This window comes from Marinobacter sp. G5_S1_61_S3 (assembly GCF_054968585.1).
In genome coordinates this window covers 1-24,775 of the sequence record NZ_JBQKUK010000010.1, presented here as the reverse complement: position 1 = coordinate 24,775, position 24,775 = coordinate 1, and the positions used below count along the sequence as shown (strand labels likewise).

Sequence of the window (24,775 nt, the reverse complement as noted above, 5' to 3'; positions counted from 1 at the left end):
GTTGTAATCTTCCTCAATTCTTCCGGAACCCCGCCGCCAGCGGGTAACGCCGACGACACAAGCCTGTGATACACTCCGGGTTCGCATGATACGCGGAATATCCGCAGTCTCCCAATACAGCTTCTCGCTATATCCATGACTGTGGGCTATATCCGGGGACGCCATCACGGCCAGACTGCGTGGAATCAACTATTCTGACAGGGAAGAATGCCGGATATCAGGCCGGCGACGTCAATCGGGAACTCACTATGCGGCGCTGGGGCATACGCAAAAAAGTACTGGTGGTGACACTCGTCCCCACCCTTCTGACCACGTTGATGCTGGGGCTTTTCTTCACCTACAGCTGGGTCAACAACATTGAAAGCCTCCTGCAGGATCGTGGCGAGTCGCTTTCGCGGCAGCTGTCAGCCGGCTCGGAATATGGCCTGTTCACTGCCAACAGAAGCCTGCTCAGCAGCCTCTCCAACGCCCTTCTGGAAGAGCAGGATGTGCGCTCGATTACCTTCTTCGACAGCGAGCATAACCGGCTGCTGCACACAGGCCCCGGCAGCTCCGACGATATTGGCAAGGACACGTTGACCGGCGAAGAAGCGGTACGGGTTACCCGCGCCGACAGTACTGTTTTCGTGACACCGGTCTATCTCCAGGACCTGATGATCGAAAGCATGCTTGACCCGGATTCCCGCCAGAACGTGGGGGCGGGCAAGAAACCGATCGGCTGGGTAACCGTGGAGATGTCCCACATACGCACCGAAAAGGAAACCTATAAAGCACTGCTAATTTCCCTGTTGCTCGTCTTAGGCGGCGTACTCCTCAGCCTGATGATTGCGCTACGCATGAGCCGCTCGTTTACCGATCCTGTCTTTGAACTCAATGAGGCTGTGGCCAAACTCAAGGAAGGCAAACTGGACACTCGGGTCTATACCCGCGCCGGCCCTGAATTCGAGCAATTGGAATCCGGCCTGAACGCCATGGCCGGGGAACTGAGCAAAGCCCAGGCGGAAATGCAGCAGAACATTGACCAGGCCACGGAAGACCTGAGAGAAACCCTGGAAACCATCGAAATCCAGAACATCGAACTCGATTTCGCCCGCAAGGAAGCCCTGGAAGCCAGCCGCATCAAATCGGAATTCCTGGCCAACATGTCCCATGAAATCCGCACCCCGCTGAATGGCATCATCGGCTTCACCGAGTTACTGCTTAAAAGCCCGCTACCGCGCCAGCAGCGGGATCACCTGAGCACCATCCGCAAGTCATCGGAAATACTGCTGACCATCATCAACGACATTCTCGATTTCTCCAAGATCGAGGCCGGCAAACTCATCCTCGACCGCATTCCCTTCCAGCTCCGGGACATCGTAGAAGAGGTCATGGTCATGCTGGCTCCGGCGGCTCACAGCAAGAACCTGGACCTGGTACCACTGGTCTACAATGATGTACCCGACAACATCATGGGCGATCCCCTACGGGTAAAGCAGGTGATCACCAACCTGGTCAACAATGCCATCAAGTTCACCCAGACCGGTGAAGTGGTCCTGCGCGCCAGCCTTGAAGAAGAAGATAAAGAGAGTAACCGGATCACCCTGAGACTCAGCATTACCGATTCCGGTGTCGGGCTCTCGCGAGCTCAGCAGCAGTCCCTGTTCAACGCCTTCAGCCAGGCCGACGCGTCTACTGCCCGGCAATACGGTGGCACCGGGCTGGGGCTTGCGATCTCCAAGCGCCTGGTTGAGGAAATGGGCGGCAAGATCGGGCTTGAGAGTGAGCTGGGCAAGGGCTCCACGTTCTGGTTTACCCTGACCTCGGAACTGTCTTCTAACGGCGAAGCCATCGCGCCCAAAGACTCTTTGCGCGGCGAAAGGGCCATCTACCTTGACCAACAGAAAACCACCGGCCTGGCGGTAGAACATATGCTCCGGGAATGGGGCATGACGGTCGACCGGGTTTCATCACCGGGTGCCATGCAGGAGCAGATAGAGGAAGCTCAAAAAGAGCAGTCCGGTTACGCCGTTGCGGTTGTCGGCATCACCCGTCACCTGCTGAATTCAAGCCAATACTGCTCGTTAGTACGGTCCCTGGAGCTGGAGCGGGATTGCCGCACACTGCTGTTGACCCCTACCCTTGAAACTCACGATACACCGCTATCGGGGCTGGCCAGTGGCCACCTGACCAAGCCAGTATGCCGCGACTCCCTGTACGACGAACTGTTGCTGCTGGTGCACGGTATCAGCAACCGGCAACGCCAGTTGCCGGATCATTCCCATGCCATTAGCCGTGAGTTGCCAACCCAATCAACACGCGTACCCAGAGTGCTGGCGGTGGACGACAACGATGCCAACCTGAAGCTGGTAATGACCCTGCTCAACGACTGCGGCGTTGTAGCTGAGGGAGCAACCAGCGGCTTTGAAGCGCTGAGCAAGGCGCGCCAACACTCGTTCGACCTGGTTTTCATGGATCTTCAGATGCCCGGAATGGACGGGGTGGAAACCACTGAGAGATTGAGAAGCCTTGATGGCGCCAGCCATCGTACTCCGATCATTGCGCTCACGGCCCATGCCCTTGCAGAGGAGCAGGACCGCCTGATCCAGCAGGGATTCGATGGCTACCTGGCCAAACCCATTAGCAACAGCCAACTGATCGACATTATTCATGACTACACTGGCTATACCTGCCACCCCGACCCGGATGATGGACACCTGCCGGTACCCGAGGTGCGCGATACACGCCGCTCGGTTCGCCCGTCAACCAGAAAGAAACAGCCTGACTGTGTCAGCGTGGCCGAAAGCGTACAGTTGGCCGCCGGAAAAGCAGATCTGGCCGAGGAACTGTTCAGCATGCTGATCGAACAGATCCATACCGACATTAACCAGGTGCCGGCACTCTGGAGCAAAGGCGACATGGACGAGCTACTGGAGTGCGTCCACAAACTGCATGGCGCCACGCGCTACTGTGGCGTGCCGGAGTTACGCGCTGCTGCAAACCAACTGGAAACCGCCTTGAAGTGCGCAGCGCCGGATATGGAGTACCAGAAGAATCAATTGCTTGCAGCCATGGAGCGCTTGCAGACCTGGAGCGAACAAACTGACTGGCAGCAGTTGTTCCGGCAGCAAAACCCTCGGCAGGCAACCGTGGACTGAGGGACGATCAGCGCCTTAGGTTCGGGCGCTTTCGAGGATTGCTTTCATATCCTTTACCGCCTCTTTGAGCCCGGTAAACACCGCCCTGGCAATGATGGCATGGCCAATGTTGAGTTCGTTGATACCCGCGATGGCGGCAACGCGTTCAGTGTTGTGGTAGTGCAGACCGTGGCCGGCGTTGACCACCAACCCTTTCTTGCGAGCGTAAGTCACTGCGTCCTGCAAGGTGTTAAAAGCCGCCTCAACAATCTGAGGGTCTGTCGCTTCCGCGTATTCCCCCGTGTGCAGTTCCACCACCGGCGCACCGCAACGGACTGCCGCATCAATCTGCGTTACATCCGGATCGATAAACAGGGAGACCTCGGCACCAACCTTTGCCAACCTGTCACAGGCTTTAGCCACCCGCGCCTCCTGGCCGTCCACATCCAGGCCGCCTTCAGTTGTCAGCTCTTCACGCTTTTCGGGCACCAGACACACACATTCCGGCCGCACCTGCTCGGCGAATGCCAGCATCGCATCAGTGACCGCCATTTCCAGGTTCATCTTGGTGGTGAGGATTTCCTTCAGCAGGAGCACATCACGGTCCTGGATGTGCCTGCGATCTTCGCGGGGATGGATGGTGATACCATCGGCACCCGCCTCTTCCGCCAGAATCGCAGCCTGTACCGGATCCGGATATCGGGTTCCCCTGGCCTGACGCAAGGTAGCAACATGATCAATATTCACACCCAGCAAAACTCTGGGCTTCATTGAGCTAGAGGTCATTACGGTCTCCTCGATGATGACTGAACAGGCTTCTGCTATGGAGCACCTTGCCCTGCAACAGGTAGTCCACAAGTACCCTTGTTACCCGCTTGGCGATGCGCCGGCACTCCGCAGATTCGAGGTCGCCATCAGCCAGCGCCAACAGTGTATCCCCGGGCAGGTTCCGGAGCCTGGAGCCCGGCGAGGGCTCGGCCAGAATCCCCTGCTCCGGATCATAGCAATAAAGCCCACCGGCCTCGACCGGCTGCCCACTATCCATCGCCTGATCCCAGACGAAGTCATACCCGAGTTCCGCAGCCAGGGATTGCTCGAAACGTCGAAGAACCGGCTCCACGTCACTGGCTTCCGACAACTCAGCAATCACATCAATGTAGGCAGCAAAGAGTTGGTGGTGAGGGTCGGCCATTGGCAGCAGACGCTGCAATAACTCATTCACGTAAAGACCGCTGTACAGGGAGAGAGTGCGCTTCAGGGTGGGGCCGCTGCGAACGTCCGCCTGAGTCAGCGTCTTCAGGTCGCTGCGTCCGGTCCAGTCCAGCAACAGAGGCTGGAACGGTTGCAACTGCGCCTTGAGCGGGCTCTTTGCGCTGTTGCCACCACGGGCAATCACGGTTACCCGGCCCGCGTTGAGGGAAAACACATCCACCATCAGACTGGTTTCGCGCCAGGGCCGGCGGTGGAGGACATACGCGGGCTCCTGTTGCATTGGCCCCGTCATAGCTGCCTCAGAAGTCGTTCATACCCAGGCTTTTCAATGCCCGGTCGCTGTCCGCCCAACCTCGCTTGACCTTGACCCAGAGCCTCAGCATGACTTTACTGTCGAACAGGCGCTCCATATCCGTTCTGGCTTCCTGACCGATGCGCCGCAGGCGTTCGCCCTTGTCGCCAATAATGATCTTCTTCTGGCCCTCACGCTCTACCAGTATCAGCGCAGAAATGTGAAGAGTCTTACCGTCCTTGCGAAATTCTTCGATCTCGACCGCCACGGAGTAAGGCAGCTCTGCTCCCAGTTGCCGGGTAATTTTCTCCCGCACCATTTCGGAAGCCATAAACCGTTCGCTGCGATCCGTGATCTGGTCATCCGGGTAAAAATGCACACTTTCCGGCAGGAACCGACTGACCGCAGCCTCCAGCGGCTCCAGGTTCATCCCCTTGAGAGCTGATAACGGAATGATTTCGGCAAACTCGCGCTTCCGGGATAGCATATCGAGGTGTGGCAACAGGGCCTCCCGATTTTCAATGCGGTCGACCTTGTTCACTGCCAGAATCACCGGGCATTTCAGGCTACTGAGCTTCTCCAGAACCATTTCGTCCGCCGTCGTCCACGCCATCTGGTCGACAACAAACACAGCGACATCGACATCCTTGAGGGCCGATGTCGCCGCCTTGTTCATATACCGGTTAATAGCGCGAGGTTCTTCTTCGTGCATCCCCGGCGTATCCACGTAAATTGCCTGAACCGGGCCTTCGGTCTTGATGCCCAGTACCTGATGACGGGTTGTCTGGGGTTTACGGGACGTAATACTGAGCTTCTGGCCCAGAATGTGGTTCAGCAATGTGGACTTGCCCACATTGGGCCGACCGACGATCGCCACAAAACCACAACGGCTGTCCGGGTTTTCCGGACGAGTCACATCATTCATCAGTCATTCTCCACACCCAGTTGCTTAAGGGCATTGCGGGCGGCCTGCTGCTCGGCGATTCGACGGCTATTGCCCGTGCCGGTCGTTTTTCGGTCAAGTGATGGCAGGGCACAGGAAACATGGAACGTCTGGGCGTGGGCTTCACCATCCACGGAAATGACGTCATAGCGAGGCAGCGGAAACTGCCGTGACTGCAGGTACTCCTGGAGCCGGGTTTTGGGGTCTTTCTGGGTATCCTGCAGATCCAGCTTTTGAAGGCGTACCTCAAACCAGCGCAAAACCTGTTCCCGACAGGTGTGAAAATCACTGTCCAGGTATATGGCACCGATGATGGATTCAACAGCGTCGGCAAGAATGGATTCACGACGGAAACCACCGCTCTTCATTTCACCGGAACCCAGCCTGAGGTACTTGCCCAATTCGAATTCACGGCCAATTTCCGCGAGGGTTACACCCTTGACCATACGGGCTCTCAGACGGCTCAACTGACCTTCCCGGGCTTTTTCAAAATGCAGGTACAGGTATTCAGCAATGACCATGTTAACGATGGAATCACCCAGGAACTCCAGGCGCTCATTGTTCTGGTTGCCAAAACTCCTATGGGTCAGCGCCAGCAACAGCCGCTCAGGCGTCTTGAACTGGTAGCCGATACGTCGCTGTAACTGCTCGAGATCCGGTTGCGAACTCACTTGCCCTTCATCTCATACTCATGTTGAAAATGGATAACGGTATCCACATTACGGAACAGGTTATTACGGACTTCGTAATCCACATTGATGATGACCACATCCCCGTCCTTCTCAACGGTGATGTTCTTTTCATCAAAACCGCGAACATTGTTCACGCTAAGTCGCTTGTTTATCAGACTTCTCACCTGAGCAGGCCCCATGGTGGAAAGGTCCTCTGTTCCTTCCAGGCTCTCAAGCGCTTCCTGAATGGTAATGTCATCAAGATACGCTGGCCCCAGCTTGATGGCCAGTGTCAGCAAGCCGCCGAAAAAGAGCACCATAATCATGATAACGAGCGCCGATGCACCCGACTGCCGATGCATGGAGGAAAGACTGTTCTTCTTCATGTTAGATACACCCCTGAATAACAACGTACTTATTCCAAACCGCCCACTCGGTCAAAGGATGGCAGACTGGTGAGCGATTGCCAGTGCATCCAGATCGCGAACGCCTTGCCAACGACCATTTCATCCGGAACAAAGCCCCAATAGCGACTGTCATTACTGTTGTCCCGATTATCACCCATCACGAAATACTCGCCTTCGGGCACCACCCACTCGCCTTCACCAGAGCGCCCCGTGCGCCCCAGGGTCAGGAAGATGTCGTGCTCAACGTCGCCCAGGTATTCACGTCTCAGCTCCACTGGTGGCAGCCGGGCAACAAAGCGTGTCTCCACTTTATCGCCATTGATAAACAGCTCCCGATCCTGGTATCGGATACGGTCTCCCGGAAGCCCGACCACCCGCTTGATGTAATTGGTGCTGCCGTCATCCGGATAGCGGAACACCATGATGTCACCGCGCTGGGGGTCATCCACTGCCAGGATTTTGTTGCCCGCAACCGGCAGGCGAAGCCCGTAGGCGTATTTGTTAACGAGGATGAAGTCTCCGACTTCAAGGGTAGGCAACATGGAGCCGGACGGAATCTGGAAAGGCTCCACCAGAAACGAGCGCAGAACCAGCACCACCGCCAGCACCGGGAAGAACGAACGGCTAAGATCAACGAGGTAAGGCTCCTTCGGTTCTTCCTCAGCCTCAACCTCCCCGCTGGCGCCTTCTGCGACCGCGAGCCTGCGCTTACGCAGAAATACAACATCCAACAGCCAGATCAGCCCCGTTGCAAACGTCAGAACAACCAGAACCAGGGGGAAATCAATATCCATTCAGGTGCCTTTTAGTTATCCACTTTCAATACGGCAAGGAATGCTTCCTGAGGCACCTCAACATTGCCCAGTTGCTTCATGCGCTTCTTACCTTCTTTCTGCTTCTGCAGCAGTTTCTTCTTCCGGCTGACGTCGCCACCGTAACACTTGGCGGTGACGTTCTTGCGAAGCGCCTTGACGGTCACTCGCGCTACCACCTGATTCCCGATAGCCGCCTGAATGGCGATGTCGAACATCTGGCGCGGAATCAGCTCTTTCATCTTGTCGATCAGAGCGCGACCCCGGTAGTGGGACTGGTCCTTATGGACAATCAGCGCCAGGGCGTCCACGCGCTCGCCGTTGATCAGCACATCGAGGCGCACCAGGTTGGCCGCCTGGAACCGCACAAACTGATAGTCCAGCGATGCGAACCCGCGACTGGCGGACTTGATCCGGTCGAAAAAGTCCAGCACCACCTCGGCCATCGGCAACTCGTAAGTCACCTGAACCTGGGTGGACATAAAGTGCATGTTCTTCTGGATGCCGCGCTTTTCCTCACAGAGGGCGATCACGTTGCCCAGGTGTTCCTGGGGCACCAGAATGCTGGCCTCCACGATTGGCTCGCGCATTTCCTCAATGGAACCAATATCCGGAAGACTTGAGGGGTTGTCCACCGACAGGGTCTCACCTTGCTTGGTAACGACTTCATAGATAACCGTCGGGGCGGTGGTAATCAGGTCGATGTCGTATTCCCGCTCCAGCCGCTCCTGGATGATTTCCATGTGGAGCATCCCCAGGAAGCCACAGCGAAAGCCGAATCCAAGGGCATCCGAGCTCTCCGGCTCAAAGAACAGGGAGGCGTCGTTCAGGGTCAGCTTTTCTAGGGCATCCCGGAAATCGTTGTAGTCATCAGAACTGACTGGGAACAGACCCGCGTATACCTGGGGCTTGACCCTCTTGAAACCGGGCAGCATCGGAATGTCTTCCGAGCCTTTCTGCTGAACGATGGTGTCACCCACCGGAGCACCATGAATGTCCTTTATGCCGGCCACCACAAAGCCAACGTCCCCGGACTCCAGAATATCCGTGTCTTTGGGTTTGGGATTGAAAATACCGACTTTGTCAGCATTCCAGGCCTTGCCTGTCGACTTCATGACGATCTTGTCGCCCTTCTTGAGGGTGCCCTCAGTCACCCTGACCAACGACACAACCCCCAGATAGTTGTCAAACCAGGAGTCGATAATCAGTGCCTGCAAGGGCGCGTTTCGATCACCCTTGGGTGGCGGGATTTTCCTGATCAGATCTTCCAGAACATCCTCGACGCCCAAACCACTCTTGGCGCTGCAGCGCACGGCGTCGGTTGCCTCTATACCAATGATGTCCTCAATTTCCTGGGCTACGCGATCCGGCTCAGCCTGCGGCAGGTCCATCTTGTTGAGCACCGGAACCACTTCCAACCCCTGTTCAATCGCGGTGTAACAGTTGGCGACAGACTGGGCCTCAACGCCCTGGCCGGCATCCACCACCAGCAACGCACCTTCACAGGCGTACAGTGAACGCGATACCTCGTAGGAGAAGTCGACGTGGCCGGGTGTATCGATGAAATTCAGTTTGTATTCAATGCCGTCCCGAGCCTTGTAGTTCAGAGTCACACTCTGGGCCTTGATGGTAATACCACGCTCACGCTCAAGATCCATGGAATCAAGGACCTGCTCAGCCATCTCGCGTTCTGTCAGGCCACCGCAGATCTGGATAAAGCGGTCTGCCAGAGTGGATTTACCATGGTCAATATGGGCGATGATCGAAAAATTTCGGATTCGGCTCAGTTCAGTCACAGACAATGAATACTCGCAAAAGACGAAGGATTGAGCCCGGAAGGGCCGTTGCCGGAGTCCGGCGACGGCGTGATTTTACCGGTTACCGGCCGCTATTGCCATGATCAGGAGATCAGCGGCCGTTCATATTGCCGAATAAGGAAGCCGATAAGCGCATCCTCGTCCAGCGGATAACTGAACAGGTTGCCCTGACACTGGGCGCAACCGGCGCTTTTGAGGAAGCTCAACTGCTGAGGCGTTTCCACACCCTCGGCAACAACGGTCAAGTGTAACTTTCTGGCCAGTGCGATCACCGCCGAGGCAACATCGGTTGCACTGACGTTGTACGGGATGTCGCGAATAAAACGATGGTCAATCTTGATAACGTCCAATGGCAACTGCTGGAGCGCCACCAGAGAACAGGAACCGGTGCCAAAATCATCCAGGATCAGGCAGACACCCATGTCGTGCAGGGACACAAGGAGCTCTCTCAGCATACGCGGGTCTTCATTCAAAAGCTCCGCTGGCATTTCAAGTTCAAGCCGCTCTGGCGACACCCCCGTTTCGGTAATGACCTGGCGCATCATATCCAGAAACCCGGAATCCGTCAGTTGGCGAACGGACAGGTTGACCGCCATTTTCAACGATTCAAACCCGGCCCGTTCGAGGGCCTGAACCTGGATACAGGCCTGCCTCAGCGCCAGCTCGCCAAGGCGTATGATCAGGCCCGTTTCCTCGGCCAGGGTAATGAATTGCTGGGCACTGACCAGCCCCTTCTCGGGGTGGTGCCAGCGCAGGAAAGCCTCGACGCCAATCACCCGCTCACTCTCGAGATCCACCTTGGGCTGGTAATGCAGCACAAACCGATCGCCTTCCAGTGCCGTCGCCAGTTCTTCCTGCTGAAGCAGCCGCCTGGCGGCCTTGATGTTCATGGCCGGGGTAAAGAACTGGTAGGTGTTGCGCCCTAACTCCTTGGCCCGGTACATGGCCAGGTCGGCGTATTTCATCAGCGTACCAGGGTCCTCACTGTCGTGAGGGATCATGGTAATACCGATACTGACGGTAACCCCCACTTCGTGATCGTTGAGACGAATTCGCTGGCACAGCCTCCGCAGTATGGCTTCGGCAACCTTGCCAGCGTCATCGGGACCGCTGATTCGTGACAACAGCACCACGAACTCGTCGCCACCCAGCCGGGCCACCGAATCTTCCTCCCGCACGCAGCCGGATAACCACTGGGAAACCTGCTTCAGCAGTTCGTCGCCACTATCGTGGCCGAGGGTATCGTTGATACGTTTGAAGCCGTCAAGATCCAGGAACATCAGGGCGGCCGGCTCTTCCGTGCGACGACTTCTGCGCACCACATGGTTAAGCCGGTCACGGAACAACTGGCGATTGGCAAGCCCGGTCAGCGGATCGTAGAACGCCAGGCGATGCAGCTCCGTCTGTGCGGCTTTCAGCTGGGTCAGGTCACGGAGGCTCAACACCACCCCATTCACGCCGGGCACCGTCAGCATGGCTGTGAACGTGCCTTCCATATCCCGCCACTGACCTTGCGCATCGCGTATACGACCACGGATCACCGGCATCTGCTTCCCAGGTGATTTGACCGCTTCATCAAACCCGGACTTTAACTGCGGCCAATCCTCGGCATGCACCAGGGAGGCCAACTCCAGACCATAAACCTTGTCGGGATCGAAGCCCAAAATGTCGTGACTGGACGGACTGGCGTAACGCGGCGTGCCATCGCGATCCAGCACAAGAGTCACGTTCGCGGCACCTTCGGTAATAGCCCGGTAGCGACCCGCGCCAATCTGCGCCATGATCCGGCCGCGAATCATGGTCAACACGAACAGGAACATCAGCAGACTGATAACAATACCGGAACCGAGAACGATGGGCGGCCGCGGATCAGACGCCAGGTAGTCAAACGCCGGTGTGGAACGGGTTTGCAGCAACCAGTCGCGCCCACCATGGGTAATGGTCTGACTCATTTCAAAACTGAAATCCTCATCCAGGGAGCCCAGGTTTGACCCATACATCTGCGTATCCCGTGACACCTCCCCGCTGTCGTATATCTTCACGTCCAGGAATGGCGAGATCAGGCCGACGATGCCATCGAGCAGGGTGTTCATCCGAAAGGCACTGAACACATAACCGGCGAGCATCATCTGCCGCTCAACACGACTTTCAGGTATTTCCCCACCCTGGTAAACAGGGTAATACATCAGGAAGCCAGCCTGATCCTCCGCCACTTCCTCCTGAACCAGCACGACTTTACCCGTCACTTTTGGCTCGGCATGGTCCCGTGCCCTCGCCATGGCATGCCGGTGCACAGGATCACTGAAGGCGTCGTAACCAAGTGCCTTGCGATTCCGCTCCGTTCCGGGCTCCAGATACACCATGGGGTAGTAATCCGGCCCGGTACCAAGAGGCGTCACGAGGTAATTGAGGACACCATCTTTCCTGACCGACGCGATGTGGTCCGCCATCTGGCGGACACCTATTCTTTTCACGTAGCCAATGCCCTGGATGCCCGGGTAATAACGGTTGATATCCACATTGTCGACGTATTCACGCCAATCGTCCCTATCCACTTCACCGGCAACGGCAAACAGGCCCGCACTGCCGGCCAATACCTGCTCATAATTCAGCAGGCGCTCTTCAATAGCAGTTCGCAGCTGTAGTGACTGTGTTTTGAAACGGGCTTCGGTACGGTCTTCGACCAGGCGAATGGAAACTTGCCATAACAGGACGGTGACAGCGAGAGATGCAATCAGCACTAGCCATGCTGCCCACGAGTAGCGCAGCTGGAGCAGTTTCCGGAGGGGAAGTTCCTTTCTGTTCATCATTCTCGTGCAGGTCCGATCCGTGGCCAGTAATCTGATTATTTTGGGAAGTATAACAAAAGCCCCACTGGCTGTCGTTTAAACGACCCCCAGCAGGGCTCTCAGTTTTGTACCATTTTGTGTCCGCCGATCCGGCGGATCAACCGTCAGGGCTTCATCACCAGATAAGTGGCCCGCCCCTGGCGAACAACGCGCACCGAGACGGCGCTGTCGTCTGGCAAGGAGGACACCGCTTCGCGGAAATCCTCCACAGAGGTGACTTTGCGGCGGTTCAGCTCGGTGATCACATCCCGTGGACGGATACCCGCATCAAGCGCTGGCCCGCGGGCAACGTCTGCCACAAGCACGCCCCCAGATATCCCCAGCGACTCCTGAAGCTCAGTTGGCAGAGGCTCAACCGTCATCCCCAATGGCGCCGATGATGGGCCGTTGTTGCTGGACGCCGGAGCGGAGGCCTGCTCCGAACCCTCTTCCGGCAGTTTGCCGATTTCAACGTCCAGTGTAATCTGCCGGCCTTCCCTCATTACTTCCATGGTGGCCGTTTCACCGACCGGCGTACGGCCTACCATCGGCGGCAGATCCGAAGACAACGTTACGTCCTCGCCCTCGTACTCGAGCACAATATCACCCGCCTGCAATCCCGCTTTCTCGGCAGGCGAGCCCGCCATCACTTCTGCAACCAGGGCGCCTCGAGGACGCTTAAGGCCAAATGACTCCGCCAGATCTCGATTAACCTCCTGTATCAGCACACCCAGCCAGCCACGGGAAACCGATCCATCGTCCCGAAGCTGCCGGAACACATTCATGGCATCATCAATGGGGATTGCAAAGGACACCCCCATGAATCCACCCGAGCGGGTGTAGATCTGGGAGTTAATACCCACAACCTCGCCGTCCAGGTTAAACAGTGGCCCGCCGGAGTTACCCGGGTTGATAGCAACGTCAGTCTGGATAAACGGAACGTAGTTTTCCGATGGCAGTGAACGGCCCAGGGCGCTGACAATGCCCGCTGTTACGGTGTAATCAAAACCAAAGGGCGAGCCGATAGCCAGGACCCACTCACCCACTTTCAGGTCATTGGAGCGCCCGATCCGCACCACAGGCAAGTCGTCGCCGCCCTCAATCTTCAGAACCGCCATGTCCGAACGTGGGTCAGTGCCAATCAGTTTGGCAGGCAATTCTCGACGGTCATTCAGGCGCACAATGATCTCGTCGGCCCCTTCCACCACATGGTTATTGGTCAACACATAGCCATCACTGGAAACGATAAACCCGGACCCCATGGACTGACGCGGGGCTGAACCACCAGGGCTGCCGCCAAACGGTGACTGGGGACCGCGGAAGAAATCCTGGAAAAACTCCGGTAACTGCTCAAGCTGTCGATCGTTAAAAGGGAGACCGTTTGAGCGGCCACGATTCGCTGACTTGGGCTCGGTCGTTGTACTGATGTTGACCACAGCATTCGAGTTCTCTTCGACCAACTCGGTAAAGTCAGGGAGACTGCGAGCTGAGACAGACTGAGCCAGAGACAAGGGAACAAGAAGACACAAAAGATACCAGACGAACACAATGGAACCCTGGCGCTGAGGCCGGCGCAGCATGTCTTGATCGTTCTTTACTTCAGGCATTAAAGACCCCCTGTTCAGCGGACGTTATAAACTCAATGTGCGGTCAAAGCCGATAATTTCAACAGAGCCTGTTGGAACATCATTCCGGGGAAGCGACCACCCCCTGCCTGACCTCCACCAGTGTCGGCTCCCAGGTTCCCGCTTTACGTGACTGCCCCCTGCGAGCGGCCAGGAAGCCCAGGGCAAGTCCCGCCGCAGCACCCATCATGGCGACGGCCTCACTGGCCGCGTGGCCTGCCGACAACTGGTGCCCCAAAACAGCCCCGGCCACCATCGACACCAATGGCAGGGCGTAAACAAGCAGGGAAGCACCAAGTAGCGCGGACTCATCAATGGCCACCGTCACCTCATCACCCACCTCGGCACCAAGGCTGTTGGCCACCAGAACCTGATTGGCCCTGCCTCCTGAAACACCGGCCAGTGCACGCTGGCCACAGCCATGACGAGCCGAGCAACTTTCACAGGCGCTGGTGCGAATCGTCTGCACCCATACCCGGTCGCCGGCAACACCGACAACCCTCCCGGTTTCCGTAATCATTTCCGGCCTCCGCCGAACGCCAGGGTATCGTCAATCGTCACTGATTCGGCCACCTTACGGGCCGTCGTCGGTGGAACTTCCCCAACCACAGTCACGAAAAACGCGATGTCATCCACACTGAGCTGTTTCATGTACACCGTGGTGGCGCCAATTCGCGAAGCGCCGGTGGGCATCACCATCTTCCGTGCTGGTTCGACAAACACAGAAAAGGCTGCCAGCCCATCCGAGAACGCCACTGCCTGCCCTTTGCCTGATCGCGGGGCAGCGGCGGGAACAAAACCATCCGGGCGCCACTCGAGCGTCCAACCATCCATCCGTGCCGCGGGAGACGACGTCTGTTCCGGTTTCAATTCCCGTTTGATGGCCTCTCCCTCCGTTTGCACGATAAATTCGCTATCCGGGAGAGAGTCCGTTATTTCAAGGCTGGTGAACTGAAAATGCTCAAGCACCTCACCGCCGACGGAACGCACATGGCTCTTCACCAACAGACCGGTGGATTTTTCCAGCCATAACTGGTGACTGTATCGAAGATCATCCCTCGCCCTGAGCCCGAGCTTGACCACATCGTAACCAGCAATACGATCATCGCCCACCAGCTCTGGCTGATACCATTGACTGACCGGCATCAACTGATGGGAAAATGCCTCGGCAAAAGGACCCGACGGAATAACCTGATCCAACTGGATGCGCCCATGGTCAGGAAGCACACAGACAACCCGCATCCCCTTTCGCACGATCTCACCGCTGGCTCCGTCCTGCAGAACCAGCCGCTCTTCCACCATGCCATCCCGATACCGGTGCGCAATCTGCATCGAACTGACCTGATCACCCCGGGCATACACAAAGACGCCGCGATAGGACGTCATGTTGAGGGCAGGACCAAGACGGTTGAGCCAATATTCGGCGCTCTGTTCATTCTTCCCGGCGCTCTCCGCCGTCTCGGCAGACACTTGCCCTGTCAGAACGGTGAGCAACGTCAACATGACCAGCCCGTGCCTGATTGCACTAGGGAATCGACTCTGGATTGCCATTGCGATTCTGCCCATCAGCCGTTTAACTCCAGCCAGTGTCCTGCAAACATGAAACGTCAATACCCTGGTCCGGACGCGCTAACGACACGCGCATAGCCAACGGAGCCTCGACCGGCTCCTACGCTGTTATGTTGGGCGTGCTCAAGAAGATAGCGGCTAAGATGTTCCCATTGCTCCTCATCAAGTCCTTGCAATGCCACCTCCGGCACCGGCTCGACCGCCGACTCCTGCCGATCCTGTTCTTCTGAAACGCCCGCGGCTGCAATCGCTCCACCATCTTCGGCGGACTCCCAACCAGCACCGGCGCCAAAACCAATCACCGCTGCCAGTGTGACCATCGCAACCGCTGGCCAATGCCAGCTTTTGTCCCGGCGGGGCATCGAGCCGACTGTCGCAGCAGGCGATACCGCACCGCTGCCATCCAGAACATCCCTGACCCCAGCACTGACATCCACAGCCTCCGGTGCCACGCTGCCCTGATGCATGAGATCCCGCACCTGCTGCCAACGCTGCCACTGCGAACGAACCTGATCCTGCTCAGCGTGTGACAGCAGTCTGCGAACTGACAATTCGTCTGCCTCGTCATCCATCATTGCCGACAGCGTTTCTTTGAGACGATCATCCATAGGATGCAACCTCATTACGTCCGGGAATCATTTAACAAAGGGCCCAGGTGGCGATCCACTGCATCCCGTGCCCTGAATATTCGTGACCTTACCGTGCCGATGGGGCACTCGAGAATACCGGCGATGTCTTCGTAACTCAGCCCGTCGTACTCCCTGAGCAAAAACGCAGATCGAAGCTCCTCCGGCAAGTTTGATATCGCCACCCTGAGCGCGCTCTGCAACTGATCCCGCTGCAACAGTTTCTCCGGTGACGCATTGTCCCTGAGTCTTGAACCGTCGTCGTAATTCTCGGCTTCCCCCGCGTCGGCACTGCCTTGCGGACGACGCCCGCGGGACTCAAGAAAATTCTTGGCCGTATTCACGGCTATACGGTACAGCCAGGTGTAGAATGCGCTGTCTCCCCGAAAACGGTCAATCGCCCGGTACGCCTTGACGAAGGTTTCCTGGGTAAGGTCCATCACCTCCTGGCTGTCGTAGACATAACGACTGATAATCGACGCAACCCTGGACTGATATTTGACAACCAGAAGATCAAAGGCGGGCCGATCACCATGACGGACCTTTCTTACCAGTTGAAGGTCTGTCTGGCTTTCGCTGCCGTCTTCCTTGTGTCTTTCTGTATCCGCATTCATAGACGGAGTGCCGGAGTTGCCATAGCGTTCGACCGTCTGGCCCACTTGCCTGCTATTCAATGGAATCATGCTGCTGTCCGGCATCCGATGAGTCTACAATGCCCCCTTTTATCCGGGAGCACCCCGTCAGGCCAAATAGACAGCGAGCGCAAAGTTTAGTTCAATACACATCCACATTATGGCCCGCGATTACGACCCGATGCCACAGTCCTACGAATTCGATGTCCTGATTGTCGGCAGCGGTGCTGCCGGCCTCACTGTTGCCCTGAATTTGCCCGAGCACCTGCAGATCGCCGTCATCAGCAAGGCCGATATCAGCAGCGGCGCAACACTCTGGGCCCAGGGCGGCATTGCCGCCGTGCTGGATGACGACGACTCTCTTGAGAATCACGTCAGCGACACCCTCAACGCCGGGGGCGGCCTCTGCCACGAGGATGCTGTCCGGTTTACGGTTGAGCATGGCCGCGAGAGCATCAACTGGCTGATCGACAGCGGCGTCACCTTTACCCGTGATGACCAGTCCCAGTACCACCTGACACGGGAGGGCGGGCATAGCCACCGCCGCATTATCCACGCGGCCGATGCCACCGGCCACGCTGTGTCCACCACCCTGACGTCCCAGGCCCAGGCGCGCCCCAACATTACCCTGATGTCCCGCCGGGTTGCCGTAGACCTGATCACCAATCGCAAGCTGGCATTGCCTGGAAACGCGTGCGTAGGCGCCTACATACTGAACCTGGAAGACAACCATGTCGAACTGTTCCGGGCCCGGTTCACTATCCTCGCCACGGGCGGCGCCAGCAAGGCGTATCGCTATACCACCAACCCGGACGGAGCTTCGGGAGACGGTATAGCCATGGCCTGGCGCGCCGGCTGCCGGGTCGGCAATATGGAATTCAACCAGTTCCACCCCACGTGCCTGTACCACCCACATGCCAAGTCGTTCCTGATTACCGAGGCAGTGAGGGGTGAAGGCGGTGTGCTGAAGCTTCCGGACGGCTCCCGCTTTATGGATCGCTTCGATGATCGAGGCGAGCTGGCGCCCCGGGATATCGTGGCCCGCGCCATCGACCACGAAATGAAACGGCTGGGTGCTGATCATCTATACCTGGACATCAGCCATAAACCGGCCGAGTTCATCAAACAGCATTTCCCAACCATTCGCGAAAAATGCCTGACGTTCGGGATTGATATCACCAAAGAACCGATCCCGGTGGTACCCGCCGCGCACTACACCTGTGGCGGCATACTCAGTGACGAACGCGCCCGCACCGACATCAACCAGCTCTATGTTGTCGGCGAGGCCGCGTTTACCGGTCTGCATGGCGCCAATCGCATGGCCAGTAACTCCCTGCTTGAATGCCTGGTCTACGGCCGTGCCGCCGCTGCGGATATAGCGCGACGGGAATCGGACATTCCCGCACCACCCCAAGCACCGGACTGGGACGAAAGCCAGGTAAGGGATTCCGACGAAGACGTGGTAATCTCCCACAACTGGGACGAACTGCGGCATTTCATGTGGGACTATGTTGGCATCGTTCGCACGACCAAACGCCTGCAGAGAGCCAAGCACCGGATTGATCTGCTGGAACGGGAAATTGGCGAGTTCTACAGCAACTACCGCGTCTCGAACGACCTGCTTGAGCTGCGCAACCTGGTGACCGTGGCGGACCTGATTATCTGTTCCGCGTTGCAGCGCCGGGAAAGTCGCGGCCTGCACTACACACTGGATTTCCCCGGACTACTCCACGAGGCAAGGGATACTGTACTGGTTCCCACCACTTACCGACGGTCGTCTCCCTGAAGGAAATGGCTCGGTCCACTCCAATGCCCACTGGTTAACTGAGAGAATCAATGTCTGACAATACTGAATTCAACCGCCTCTACTGGCACAGCCGCCGCGGCATGCTTGAACTGGACGTTTTGCTGATCCCATTCCTTGAGAACGCCTATCGAGATCTTCCCGCTGAGGACCAGGCACGGTACCAAAAGCTGATCAACTGCGAGGACACCGATATGTTCGAGTGGTTCATGCAGCGCAGCCGCCCGGAAGATCCCGACCTGCAACGCATCGTTGACCTCATACTGAACCGTGTCCAGCCGGATTGAACTGGCACTGATTCCATCCCACGCTGTCGGGTTACTGTGCGCCCTGCCCTGGCTGGCGCTGGCCCTGTTCGTAGCCGCCGTAGCCAGTGAGTTCAGCCCCCTCCTTCTGGTGCTGGCTATCCCCTCACTCGTGGGTGCGGTTTTCCAGTATCGCCGAACCGGCTTGCTGGTCGGCCCGGAAGCCGTAACCGAACTACGGGTTGAGGGCGAGCAATTATACGTGCGCCTTCGCTCAGGGCAGGACCGCGCTGTCCAGGTTGCGGACGAAAGTCGTCTGGGCGCCCACTTTGCGATCTTGAAACTGCAGCATTCCGGCACCATATCGTGTACATATCCTGTTGTCCTGGTTGCCGTTACGCCGCGGTTTCGCAACATCCCTTCCGATGCATTCCGCCGTTTGCGGGTCTGGCTTCGCCTGGGCCCGACCTCTGGCAGCAAGGCATCTGGTCGCCAAACGCAGGAAATCCACTGATTCTGGAGTGCTTCATGTCAGACATCGAAAGTCCGTTGGCCAACCATCCGCTTCCCCAGCCCCGCTGCGCTTCCATCTCTGACCGTGTCATGGTTCGAATAGCCGGGCCAGGCACCGACAAGTTCCTGCAGGGGCAGTTCAGCCAGCAGATCGACGATGTCGCCCAGGGTCATTCGCCAAGAGCGGCAGCCTGTACACCCAAGGGGCGCGCCTATTGCCTGACCCGGTTGGTGAGGGATGGTGATGACATATTGATGGAGCTGCCAGCGGATCTCTCCGACGGCACGGTGACTCATTTGCGCAAGTACCTGATGTTGTTCCGTGGTACGTCAATGGAGGTAGAGTCGGACGCTCGGATCATCGGACTTCTGGGCGATGCCGCAGTAGAAAAACTGCTGCCAGAAGGCACCGGTGCACTGGCAGTCGCAGGCGATTCCGTGAAAATCAACGGAGGCCACGTGATACGTACGATGGACACCGCCGAGGGCATGGCTCGCTATGAACTCTGGCAAACGGGTGATCTGGACACATCGCTACAACAGGCTCTGGCGGACATTCCTGCAGCCCCCCTCGCCGATTGGCAGGCTTCCGAAATTGCTGCCGGCGTAGCATCGCTCACGGCCGCCACCACGGAGAGCTTCGTGCCGCAAATGCTGAACTGGCAGCATGTTGGAGGCATCCACTTCAAGAAAGGCTGCTACACCGGGCAGGAAGTGATCGCGCGCATGCACTTCCTGGGGCAACTCAAAAAAAGCCTTTTCCGGTATACCTGCAGCGATGCCGGTACCCTGCCTGCCCCCGGTGAGTCGCTGCTGGACGGAGATCGGTCAGTGGGAAATGTCGTGAATTCTGTTGGTTTCTCTGACGGACACTCGGAGATTCTGGCCGTTGTGCGCCACGATGCGGCGGAGAAATCATTGGTACCCGAGAGCGCCTCCGACGCGGTTCTGTCACTGCGCCCCTTGCCGTATTCTGTTCCGGAGCGTGAAAAAACCGACACGCCTGATACATAAGTTGACAGGAAGAATCCCGATAATTTGCTATAAAGTACGTCATATACATGAACATATTAGCCTTTCCGGACGTTCCTGCCGGCCAGGTGACACTTAACAGGCGGATTCAAACTGACTATGTCCAACATTGTAGAAACCATAAAAACCGACCTGACCGACGCTATTGAAAACGACAAACTGGTACTTCCGACACTTCCGGAAGTTGCGCTTCAGGTACGCGACATCGCAGAAAACGAGGACTCGGCCATTATTGACCTGGTGAAGGTCATCAGCAACGACACGGCCCTGTCAGCCCGTATTATTCGAGTCTGCAACAGCCCGCTATTTCGCGGCAGCCGGGCGATTGAGAACTTGAATATGGCGGTTGGTCGCCTGGGCATGGCTTATACCAGCAACCTGGCGATGGGCCTTGCCATGGAGCAGATGTTCCAGGCCACTTCGGACATGATCGACAAGCGCCTGCGTGCCACCTGGCAAAAGAGCACTGAGGTGGCCGGGGTGTGCCATGTGCTGGCACAGCATTACACCAATCTCAAGGCAGACCAGGCCACCCTGGCCGGGTTGGTTCACCTCATCGGGGTGTTGCCGATTCTGCGCTATGTGGAAGACCGGGATATTCAGATCAGTAGCATCATGCTGGACAATGTGATTGATGAGATTCATCCGCGTATCGGGGCGACGATTCTGCAGAAATGGGATTTCCCGAAAGAACTTCAGAATGTGCCTCTGGAATACGCGAACCTGCATCGTGAGGTGCCGGCAGCGGATTATGCGGATCTGGTGATGATTGCCAATCTGCAGTTGATTGCCGGGACAGATCATCCCTGGACGGAGGTGGACTGGAAGACGATTTCGGCGTTTGATCGTCTTGGGTTGGATCCTGAGGTGGATATGAGCGAGGAAGAGGATCTGAACGCGCAGATGGAAGCTGCTATGGCGCTCCTCCAATAATCTTTGGGGGCTGGCCGAAGGTGGGGGTATTTTTCTTCGGGAAAAGAACTCGCTTCGCTCGGACACCTTTTCCTGTCAGAGAAAATACCCCCACCTCCGGCCGATCAATACAGTTGCGGGCCGCTCTTTCGGGCCGCTTCATTTTTTCAGGATTGGCTCTTACCGTATTGTTCCAGTAGCTGCGATTTGTTTGGCAAAGACCAATCAACGGTCGGCAGGCCCTTCTGCTGTAACCACTCGTTGGCCCGGGAAAAATGCTTGCAGCCGAAGAAGCCGCGGTAGGCGCTTAACGGCGATGGATGTGGCCCGTCCAGTACCAGATGCTTGCTTCGGTCGATGTGCTGGCCTTTTTTCTTGGCGTAGCTTCCCCAGAGTAGAAACACCACCCCTTCACGCTCGCGGTTAATGGTTTCGATGACGCGGTCGGTGAAGGTTTCCCAGCCTTTGCCCTGGTGGGCGCCAGCCTGGCTTTGGACGACGGTGAGGACGCTGTTGAGAAGGAGCACGCCCTGCTCCGCCCAGGGTTGCAGACAGCCGTGGTCTGGGGGCTGAATGCCGAGGTCGGCGTGGATTTCTTTGAAGATGTTGACCAACGACGGCGGCGTGGCCACGTGCGGGCGCACGGAGAAGCACAGGCCGTGGGCCTGGCCGGGACCGTGGTAGGGGTCCTGGCCGAGAATAACCACGCGCACCTTATCCAGCGGTGTGCTGTTCAGGGCGTTGAAGCAATGCTGGCTGGCGGGGAACAAGGTCTTTCCCGCCTGCTCTTCCGCCGCGAGGAATTCAGCCAGCTGCTGCATGTAGGGCTGACGGAATTCGTCACCAAGGTGCTCCGTCCAACCTCGCCCTGATTTTAGCTGGCTTGCCAGTATCTCCACCGGCTGCATGTTCAGCCCTCGTCTTTCTTCGTTTCAGCCTTGTGCTCCGGGCGCATGGCGGGGAACAGGATGACATCGCGAATCGAGGCGGAATCCGTCAGAAGCATGGCCAGACGGTCGATGCCAATGCCTTCACCTGCGGTCGGTGGCAGGCCATATTCCAGCGCCATGACGTAGTCTTCGTCGTAGAACATGGCTTCGTCGTCGCCGGCGTCTTTCTCGGCCACCTGATCCTGGAAGCGCTCAGCCTGGTCTTCCGCGTCGTTCAGCTCGGAGAATCCGTTGGCGATCTCGCGGCCACCCACGAAGAATTCGAAGCGCTCGGTGACGAACGTGTCGTTGTCCTTGCAGCGGGCCAGCGGCGACACTTCTTTCGGGTAATCGGTAATGAACGTCGGCTGCATCAGACGGTGTTCGGCGGTCGCCTCGAAAATTTCGATCTGTACCTTACCCAGCCCCCAGCCTTCTTTAAGGTGAATACCCAGATCCTTCGCCACCTGGCGGGCACTGGCTTCATCGGCCAGTTGTTCGGCTTTGATATCAGGATTGTATCGCAGGATGGCGTCCACCACGGTCAGGCGCTCGAAAGGCTTGCCGAAGTCGTACTCAATGGTTTCTTCTTCGCCATCGGACAGGGTACGGGTGTTCACCACCGTGGTGGTACCGAGTACTTTCTGGGCAATGGTGCGCAGCATGTCTTCGGTCAGGTCCATCAGGTCGTTGTAATCGGCATAGGCCTGATAGAACTCCACCATGGTGAATTCCGGGTTATGACGGGTGGAAAGCCCTTCATTACGGAAGTTGCGGTTGATCTCGAACACCCGCTCGAAACCACCGACCACCAGGCGCTTGAGAAACAGCTCTGGAGCAATACGCAGGTACATGTCGATACCCAGGGCGTTGTGGTGAGTCACGAACGGACGCGCCGTGGCACCACCGGGAATCACCTGCAGCATCGGGGTTTCGACTTCCATGAAGTCCCGGTCAGTGAAGTACTGACGCATGACGCTGATAATCTTCGAGCGCGCATAGAACACGCGGCGACTGTCTTCGTTCACCATCAGGTCAACGTAGCGGTGACGATACCGGGCTTCGGTGTCGGTCAGTCCCTTGTGCTTCTCCGGCAATGGACGCAGCGACTTGGTCAACAGCGTGTACTCGTCCATGCTCACATAGAGGTCACCCTTGCCTGACTTGCACAGAATACCCCGCACCCCCACGATATCGCCCAGATCCCAGTGCTTGGTGTCTTTCTGGACATCTTTTGAGGCGTAGATCTGAATGCGGCCCGTCATATCCTGAACCACTTTGAATGCTTTACGATCAAGCATCATGCGGCCGGCAACAGCCACCTGAATGCCCATCTCAGCCAGCTCTTCCTTGCTCTTGTCGCCATATTTGGCCAAAAGCTCGGTCGCGGTGGCGTCGCGACGGAAGTTGTTGGGAAAGGCATTGCCCTGATCACGCATCTCCGCCAACTTGGCGCGACGCTCGGCAATCAGCTTGTTGTCCTCTGGCTGTGCATTCGGGGTGTGTTCAGTCATGTTGGCTCGCAAAATCGGGAATTGTCCGGGTTAGCATGGCAAAGGCGCTGTTTACAGCGCCATCTTCAGGCTGGCTTCGATGAACTTGTCGATGTCACCGTCCAGCACCGACTGGGTATTGCTGGTTTCCACCTTGGTGCGTAAGTCCTTGATACGGCTGTCGTCCAGCACGTAGGAGCGGATCTGGCTGCCCCAGCCGATATCCGCCTTGGCATCCTCAGCCTTCTGTTTCTCGGCGTTACGCTCCTGCATCTCACGCTCAAACAGCTTCGCTTTCAGCTGTTTCATGGCCTGGTCTTTGTTCTGATGCTGGCTTCGGCCAGCCTGACAGGCCACGACAATACCAGTGGGATTGTGAGTCAGACGCACAGCAGATTCGGTCCGGTTTACGTGCTGACCACCCGCACCCGAGGCGCGATAGACGTCGACACGAAGGTCTGCCGGATTGATTTCAATCTCGAAGCTGTCGTCCACTTCCGGTGAGACAAAGACGGATGAGAACGACGTGTGACGGCGGTTGCCGGAATCAAACGGCGACTTTCGCACCAGACGATGCACACCGGTTTCCGTGCGCAACCAACCAAACGCATAGTCGCCCTGGATGTGGATGGTTGCACTCTTAATGCCAGCCACATCGCCTTCCTGCAATTCGACGATCTCGGCCTTGAAGCCACGGCGCTCAGCCCAACGCAGGTACATGCGCAACAGCATATTGCCCCAGTCCTGGGCCTCAGTACCGCCGGAGCCGGCCTGAATGTCCAGATAGGCGTTGTTGGCATCCATCTCGCCGGAGAACATGCGGCGGAATTCGAGCTTCTCGAGCTCTTTATCAAGCCCGGCCAGATCGGCTTCGATCTCCGCGGCCGTGCCCTCGTCCTCTTCCTCGTCCGCAATTTCGAGCAGACCTTCGGCGTCTTCGAGGCCGGAGGTGAGGTTGTCGATGGTACGAACAATCAATTCAAGATCGGAGCGTTCCTTGCCCAGCGCCTGTGCTCGTTCGGGGTCTTCCCATACGGAAGGCACTTCCAGCTCACGCTCAACTTCAGTCAGTCTTTCACTACGCTGATCGTAGTCAAAGATACCCCCTGAGCGCTTCAGTGCGCTCACGAAGGTCTTTTATCTTCGTAACAATGGGATTGATTTCCATGAAATCCTTACTCTCGCTCGGAAAATGAATGCGATCAAAATCAGACGCGAGATTCTACCGGAAATCTGTTTTTAAATCAGCCGGTGGTAACCGCTACTTCGGTGAAAGCGTCAGGCAGGGCCGTTGTTC

General features: G+C 57.3%; 22 protein-coding genes. 6 read left to right on the top strand and 16 right to left on the bottom strand.

What is annotated here, in order from left to right:
- The first annotated feature begins 248 nt into the window (after window positions 1-248).
- On the top strand, window positions 249-3,137 hold the full coding sequence (locus ACTRWH_RS11135; RefSeq protein WP_075195976.1) for an ATP-binding protein: 2,889 nt from the start codon (window positions 249-251) through the stop codon (window positions 3,135-3,137).
- Window positions 3,138-3,152: 15 nt separating this feature from the next.
- Here the strand turns inward: ACTRWH_RS11135 and pdxJ are convergent, their stop codons facing one another.
- The 13 genes from pdxJ to rpoE form a co-directional block, all read right to left on the bottom strand.
- Window positions 3,153-3,887 (bottom strand): pyridoxine 5'-phosphate synthase, encoded by a 735-nt coding sequence (pdxJ, locus tag ACTRWH_RS11130; RefSeq protein WP_036204211.1) that lies wholly within the window; start codon window positions 3,885-3,887, stop codon window positions 3,153-3,155.
- A 4-nt stretch (window positions 3,888-3,891) separates the two neighbouring features.
- Window positions 3,892-4,620 (bottom strand): DNA repair protein RecO, encoded by a 729-nt coding sequence (recO, locus tag ACTRWH_RS11125; RefSeq protein WP_041335061.1) that lies wholly within the window; start codon window positions 4,618-4,620, stop codon window positions 3,892-3,894.
- 7 nt (window positions 4,621-4,627) lie between these two features.
- Entirely contained in the window at window positions 4,628-5,545 is a 918-nt protein-coding gene (gene era / locus ACTRWH_RS11120; protein ID WP_036204205.1) for a GTPase Era, read from the bottom strand.
- Window positions 5,545-6,234: a ribonuclease III gene (rnc, locus tag ACTRWH_RS11115; RefSeq protein WP_007152064.1), complete on the bottom strand. Its 690-nt coding sequence runs from the start codon at window positions 6,232-6,234 to the stop codon at window positions 5,545-5,547. Before rnc ends, era begins: the two co-directional genes overlap by 1 nt.
- Window positions 6,231-6,620, bottom strand: a complete 390-nt coding sequence (locus tag ACTRWH_RS11110) for a DUF4845 domain-containing protein (RefSeq protein WP_151981608.1) — start codon at window positions 6,618-6,620, stop codon at window positions 6,231-6,233. The genes rnc and ACTRWH_RS11110 overlap by 4 nt, the downstream gene beginning before the upstream one ends.
- A 29-nt stretch (window positions 6,621-6,649) precedes the next feature.
- Entirely contained in the window at window positions 6,650-7,435 is a 786-nt protein-coding gene (gene lepB, locus ACTRWH_RS11105) for a signal peptidase I (RefSeq protein WP_036204197.1), read from the bottom strand.
- Between the two features lie 11 nt (window positions 7,436-7,446).
- A complete protein-coding gene (gene lepA / locus ACTRWH_RS11100) occupies window positions 7,447-9,249 on the bottom strand; it encodes a translation elongation factor 4 (protein WP_462826409.1) in 1,803 nt (600 codons plus the stop codon).
- A 104-nt stretch (window positions 9,250-9,353) separates the two neighbouring features.
- Complete coding sequence (locus ACTRWH_RS11095) at window positions 9,354-12,080, bottom strand: bifunctional diguanylate cyclase/phosphodiesterase (protein ID WP_036204191.1); 2,727 nt, start codon at window positions 12,078-12,080, stop codon at window positions 9,354-9,356.
- Between the two features lie 143 nt (window positions 12,081-12,223).
- Window positions 12,224-13,678 carry a DegQ family serine endoprotease gene (locus tag ACTRWH_RS11090; RefSeq protein ID WP_081899258.1) on the bottom strand — a complete coding sequence of 485 codons (1,455 nt, stop codon included), beginning with the start codon at window positions 13,676-13,678 and terminating at the stop codon, window positions 12,224-12,226.
- A gap of 106 nt (window positions 13,679-13,784) precedes the next feature.
- Window positions 13,785-14,243: a SoxR reducing system RseC family protein gene (locus ACTRWH_RS11085; protein ID WP_036204183.1), complete on the bottom strand. Its 459-nt coding sequence runs from the start codon at window positions 14,241-14,243 to the stop codon at window positions 13,785-13,787.
- Window positions 14,240-15,289, bottom strand: coding sequence for a MucB/RseB C-terminal domain-containing protein (locus tag ACTRWH_RS11080; protein ID WP_462826408.1), 1,050 nt, complete (start codon window positions 15,287-15,289; stop codon window positions 14,240-14,242). Before ACTRWH_RS11080 ends, ACTRWH_RS11085 begins: the two co-directional genes overlap by 4 nt.
- A gap of 41 nt (window positions 15,290-15,330) precedes the next feature.
- Window positions 15,331-15,900, bottom strand: a complete 570-nt coding sequence (locus ACTRWH_RS11075) for a sigma-E factor negative regulatory protein (protein WP_041335054.1) — start codon at window positions 15,898-15,900, stop codon at window positions 15,331-15,333.
- A gap of 14 nt (window positions 15,901-15,914) precedes the next feature.
- On the bottom strand, window positions 15,915-16,532 hold the full coding sequence (gene rpoE / locus ACTRWH_RS11070; protein ID WP_127402363.1) for an RNA polymerase sigma factor RpoE: 618 nt from the start codon (window positions 16,530-16,532) through the stop codon (window positions 15,915-15,917).
- 199 nt (window positions 16,533-16,731) lie between these two features.
- On the opposite strand from rpoE, the gene nadB reads away from it, so the two are divergent.
- The 5 genes from nadB to ACTRWH_RS11045 all read left to right on the top strand — a co-directional run bounded on the left by nadB (window position 16,732) and on the right by ACTRWH_RS11045 (window position 21,077).
- Window positions 16,732-18,336 carry an L-aspartate oxidase gene (nadB, locus tag ACTRWH_RS11065; protein ID WP_177190603.1) on the top strand — a complete coding sequence of 535 codons (1,605 nt, stop codon included), beginning with the start codon at window positions 16,732-16,734 and terminating at the stop codon, window positions 18,334-18,336.
- Window positions 18,337-18,386: 50 nt separating this feature from the next.
- On the top strand, window positions 18,387-18,641 hold the full coding sequence (locus ACTRWH_RS11060) for an FAD assembly factor SdhE (protein WP_007152075.1): 255 nt from the start codon (window positions 18,387-18,389) through the stop codon (window positions 18,639-18,641).
- Window positions 18,625-19,113 carry a hypothetical protein gene (locus ACTRWH_RS11055; RefSeq protein ID WP_151981610.1) on the top strand — a complete coding sequence of 163 codons (489 nt, stop codon included), beginning with the start codon at window positions 18,625-18,627 and terminating at the stop codon, window positions 19,111-19,113. Before ACTRWH_RS11060 ends, ACTRWH_RS11055 begins: the two co-directional genes overlap by 17 nt.
- A gap of 14 nt (window positions 19,114-19,127) precedes the next feature.
- Window positions 19,128-20,126: a CAF17-like 4Fe-4S cluster assembly/insertion protein YgfZ gene (gene ygfZ, locus ACTRWH_RS11050; protein WP_462826407.1), complete on the top strand. Its 999-nt coding sequence runs from the start codon at window positions 19,128-19,130 to the stop codon at window positions 20,124-20,126.
- Window positions 20,127-20,243: 117 nt separating this feature from the next.
- Window positions 20,244-21,077: an HDOD domain-containing protein gene (locus tag ACTRWH_RS11045; protein WP_036204169.1), complete on the top strand. Its 834-nt coding sequence runs from the start codon at window positions 20,244-20,246 to the stop codon at window positions 21,075-21,077.
- A gap of 146 nt (window positions 21,078-21,223) precedes the next feature.
- On the opposite strand, the gene ung is transcribed toward ACTRWH_RS11045, so the two are convergent.
- The 3 genes from ung to prfB form a co-directional block, all read right to left on the bottom strand.
- Window positions 21,224-21,964 carry a uracil-DNA glycosylase gene (gene ung / locus ACTRWH_RS11040; RefSeq protein ID WP_036204167.1) on the bottom strand — a complete coding sequence of 247 codons (741 nt, stop codon included), beginning with the start codon at window positions 21,962-21,964 and terminating at the stop codon, window positions 21,224-21,226.
- A gap of 2 nt (window positions 21,965-21,966) precedes the next feature.
- Window positions 21,967-23,499: a lysine--tRNA ligase gene (gene lysS, locus ACTRWH_RS11035; protein WP_462826406.1), complete on the bottom strand. Its 1,533-nt coding sequence runs from the start codon at window positions 23,497-23,499 to the stop codon at window positions 21,967-21,969.
- A gap of 51 nt (window positions 23,500-23,550) precedes the next feature.
- Window positions 23,551-24,646 (bottom strand): peptide chain release factor 2 gene (gene prfB, locus ACTRWH_RS11030; RefSeq protein WP_126810486.1). Its coding sequence is split into 2 segments (ribosomal slippage): window positions 23,551-24,573 and window positions 24,575-24,646, totalling 1,095 coding nucleotides; the frame shifts between segments, so codons are not numbered across the junction.
- Window positions 24,647-24,775 lie beyond the last annotated feature (129 nt).

Excerpts from the sequence above, each read along its gene's own strand:
- ACTRWH_RS11045 (WP_036204169.1), top strand. The coding sequence starts at position 20,244 with ATGTCCAACATTGTAGAAACCATAAAAACCGACCTGACCGACGCTATT.
- era (WP_036204205.1), bottom strand. The coding sequence starts at position 5,545 with ATGAATGATGTGACTCGTCCGGAAAACCCGGACAGCCGTTGTGGTTTT.
- lepB (WP_036204197.1), bottom strand. The coding sequence starts at position 7,435 with ATGGATATTGATTTCCCCCTGGTTCTGGTTGTTCTGACGTTTGCAACG.
- rpoE (WP_127402363.1), bottom strand. The coding sequence starts at position 16,532 with ATGAATGCGGATACAGAAAGACACAAGGAAGACGGCAGCGAAAGCCAG.
- nadB (WP_177190603.1), top strand. The coding sequence starts at position 16,732 with ATGCCACAGTCCTACGAATTCGATGTCCTGATTGTCGGCAGCGGTGCT.
- ACTRWH_RS11075 (WP_041335054.1), bottom strand. The coding sequence starts at position 15,900 with ATGGATGATCGTCTCAAAGAAACGCTGTCGGCAATGATGGATGACGAG.
- ACTRWH_RS11085 (WP_036204183.1), bottom strand. The coding sequence starts at position 14,243 with ATGATTACGGAAACCGGGAGGGTTGTCGGTGTTGCCGGCGACCGGGTA.
- ung (WP_036204167.1), bottom strand. The coding sequence starts at position 21,964 with ATGCAGCCGGTGGAGATACTGGCAAGCCAGCTAAAATCAGGGCGAGGT.
- ACTRWH_RS11080 (WP_462826408.1), bottom strand. The coding sequence starts at position 15,289 with ATGGGCAGAATCGCAATGGCAATCCAGAGTCGATTCCCTAGTGCAATC.
- ACTRWH_RS11060 (WP_007152075.1), top strand. The coding sequence starts at position 18,387 with ATGTCTGACAATACTGAATTCAACCGCCTCTACTGGCACAGCCGCCGC.
- pdxJ (WP_036204211.1), bottom strand. The coding sequence starts at position 3,887 with ATGAAGCCCAGAGTTTTGCTGGGTGTGAATATTGATCATGTTGCTACC.
- ACTRWH_RS11090 (WP_081899258.1), bottom strand. The coding sequence starts at position 13,678 with ATGCTGCGCCGGCCTCAGCGCCAGGGTTCCATTGTGTTCGTCTGGTAT.
- recO (WP_041335061.1), bottom strand. The coding sequence starts at position 4,620 with ATGACGGGGCCAATGCAACAGGAGCCCGCGTATGTCCTCCACCGCCGG.
- ACTRWH_RS11095 (WP_036204191.1), bottom strand. The coding sequence starts at position 12,080 with ATGATGAACAGAAAGGAACTTCCCCTCCGGAAACTGCTCCAGCTGCGC.
- ACTRWH_RS11110 (WP_151981608.1), bottom strand. The coding sequence starts at position 6,620 with ATGAAGAAGAACAGTCTTTCCTCCATGCATCGGCAGTCGGGTGCATCG.
- ACTRWH_RS11135 (WP_075195976.1), top strand. The coding sequence starts at position 249 with ATGCGGCGCTGGGGCATACGCAAAAAAGTACTGGTGGTGACACTCGTC.
- lysS (WP_462826406.1), bottom strand. The coding sequence starts at position 23,499 with ATGACTGAACACACCCCGAATGCACAGCCAGAGGACAACAAGCTGATT.
- ygfZ (WP_462826407.1), top strand. The coding sequence starts at position 19,128 with ATGTCAGACATCGAAAGTCCGTTGGCCAACCATCCGCTTCCCCAGCCC.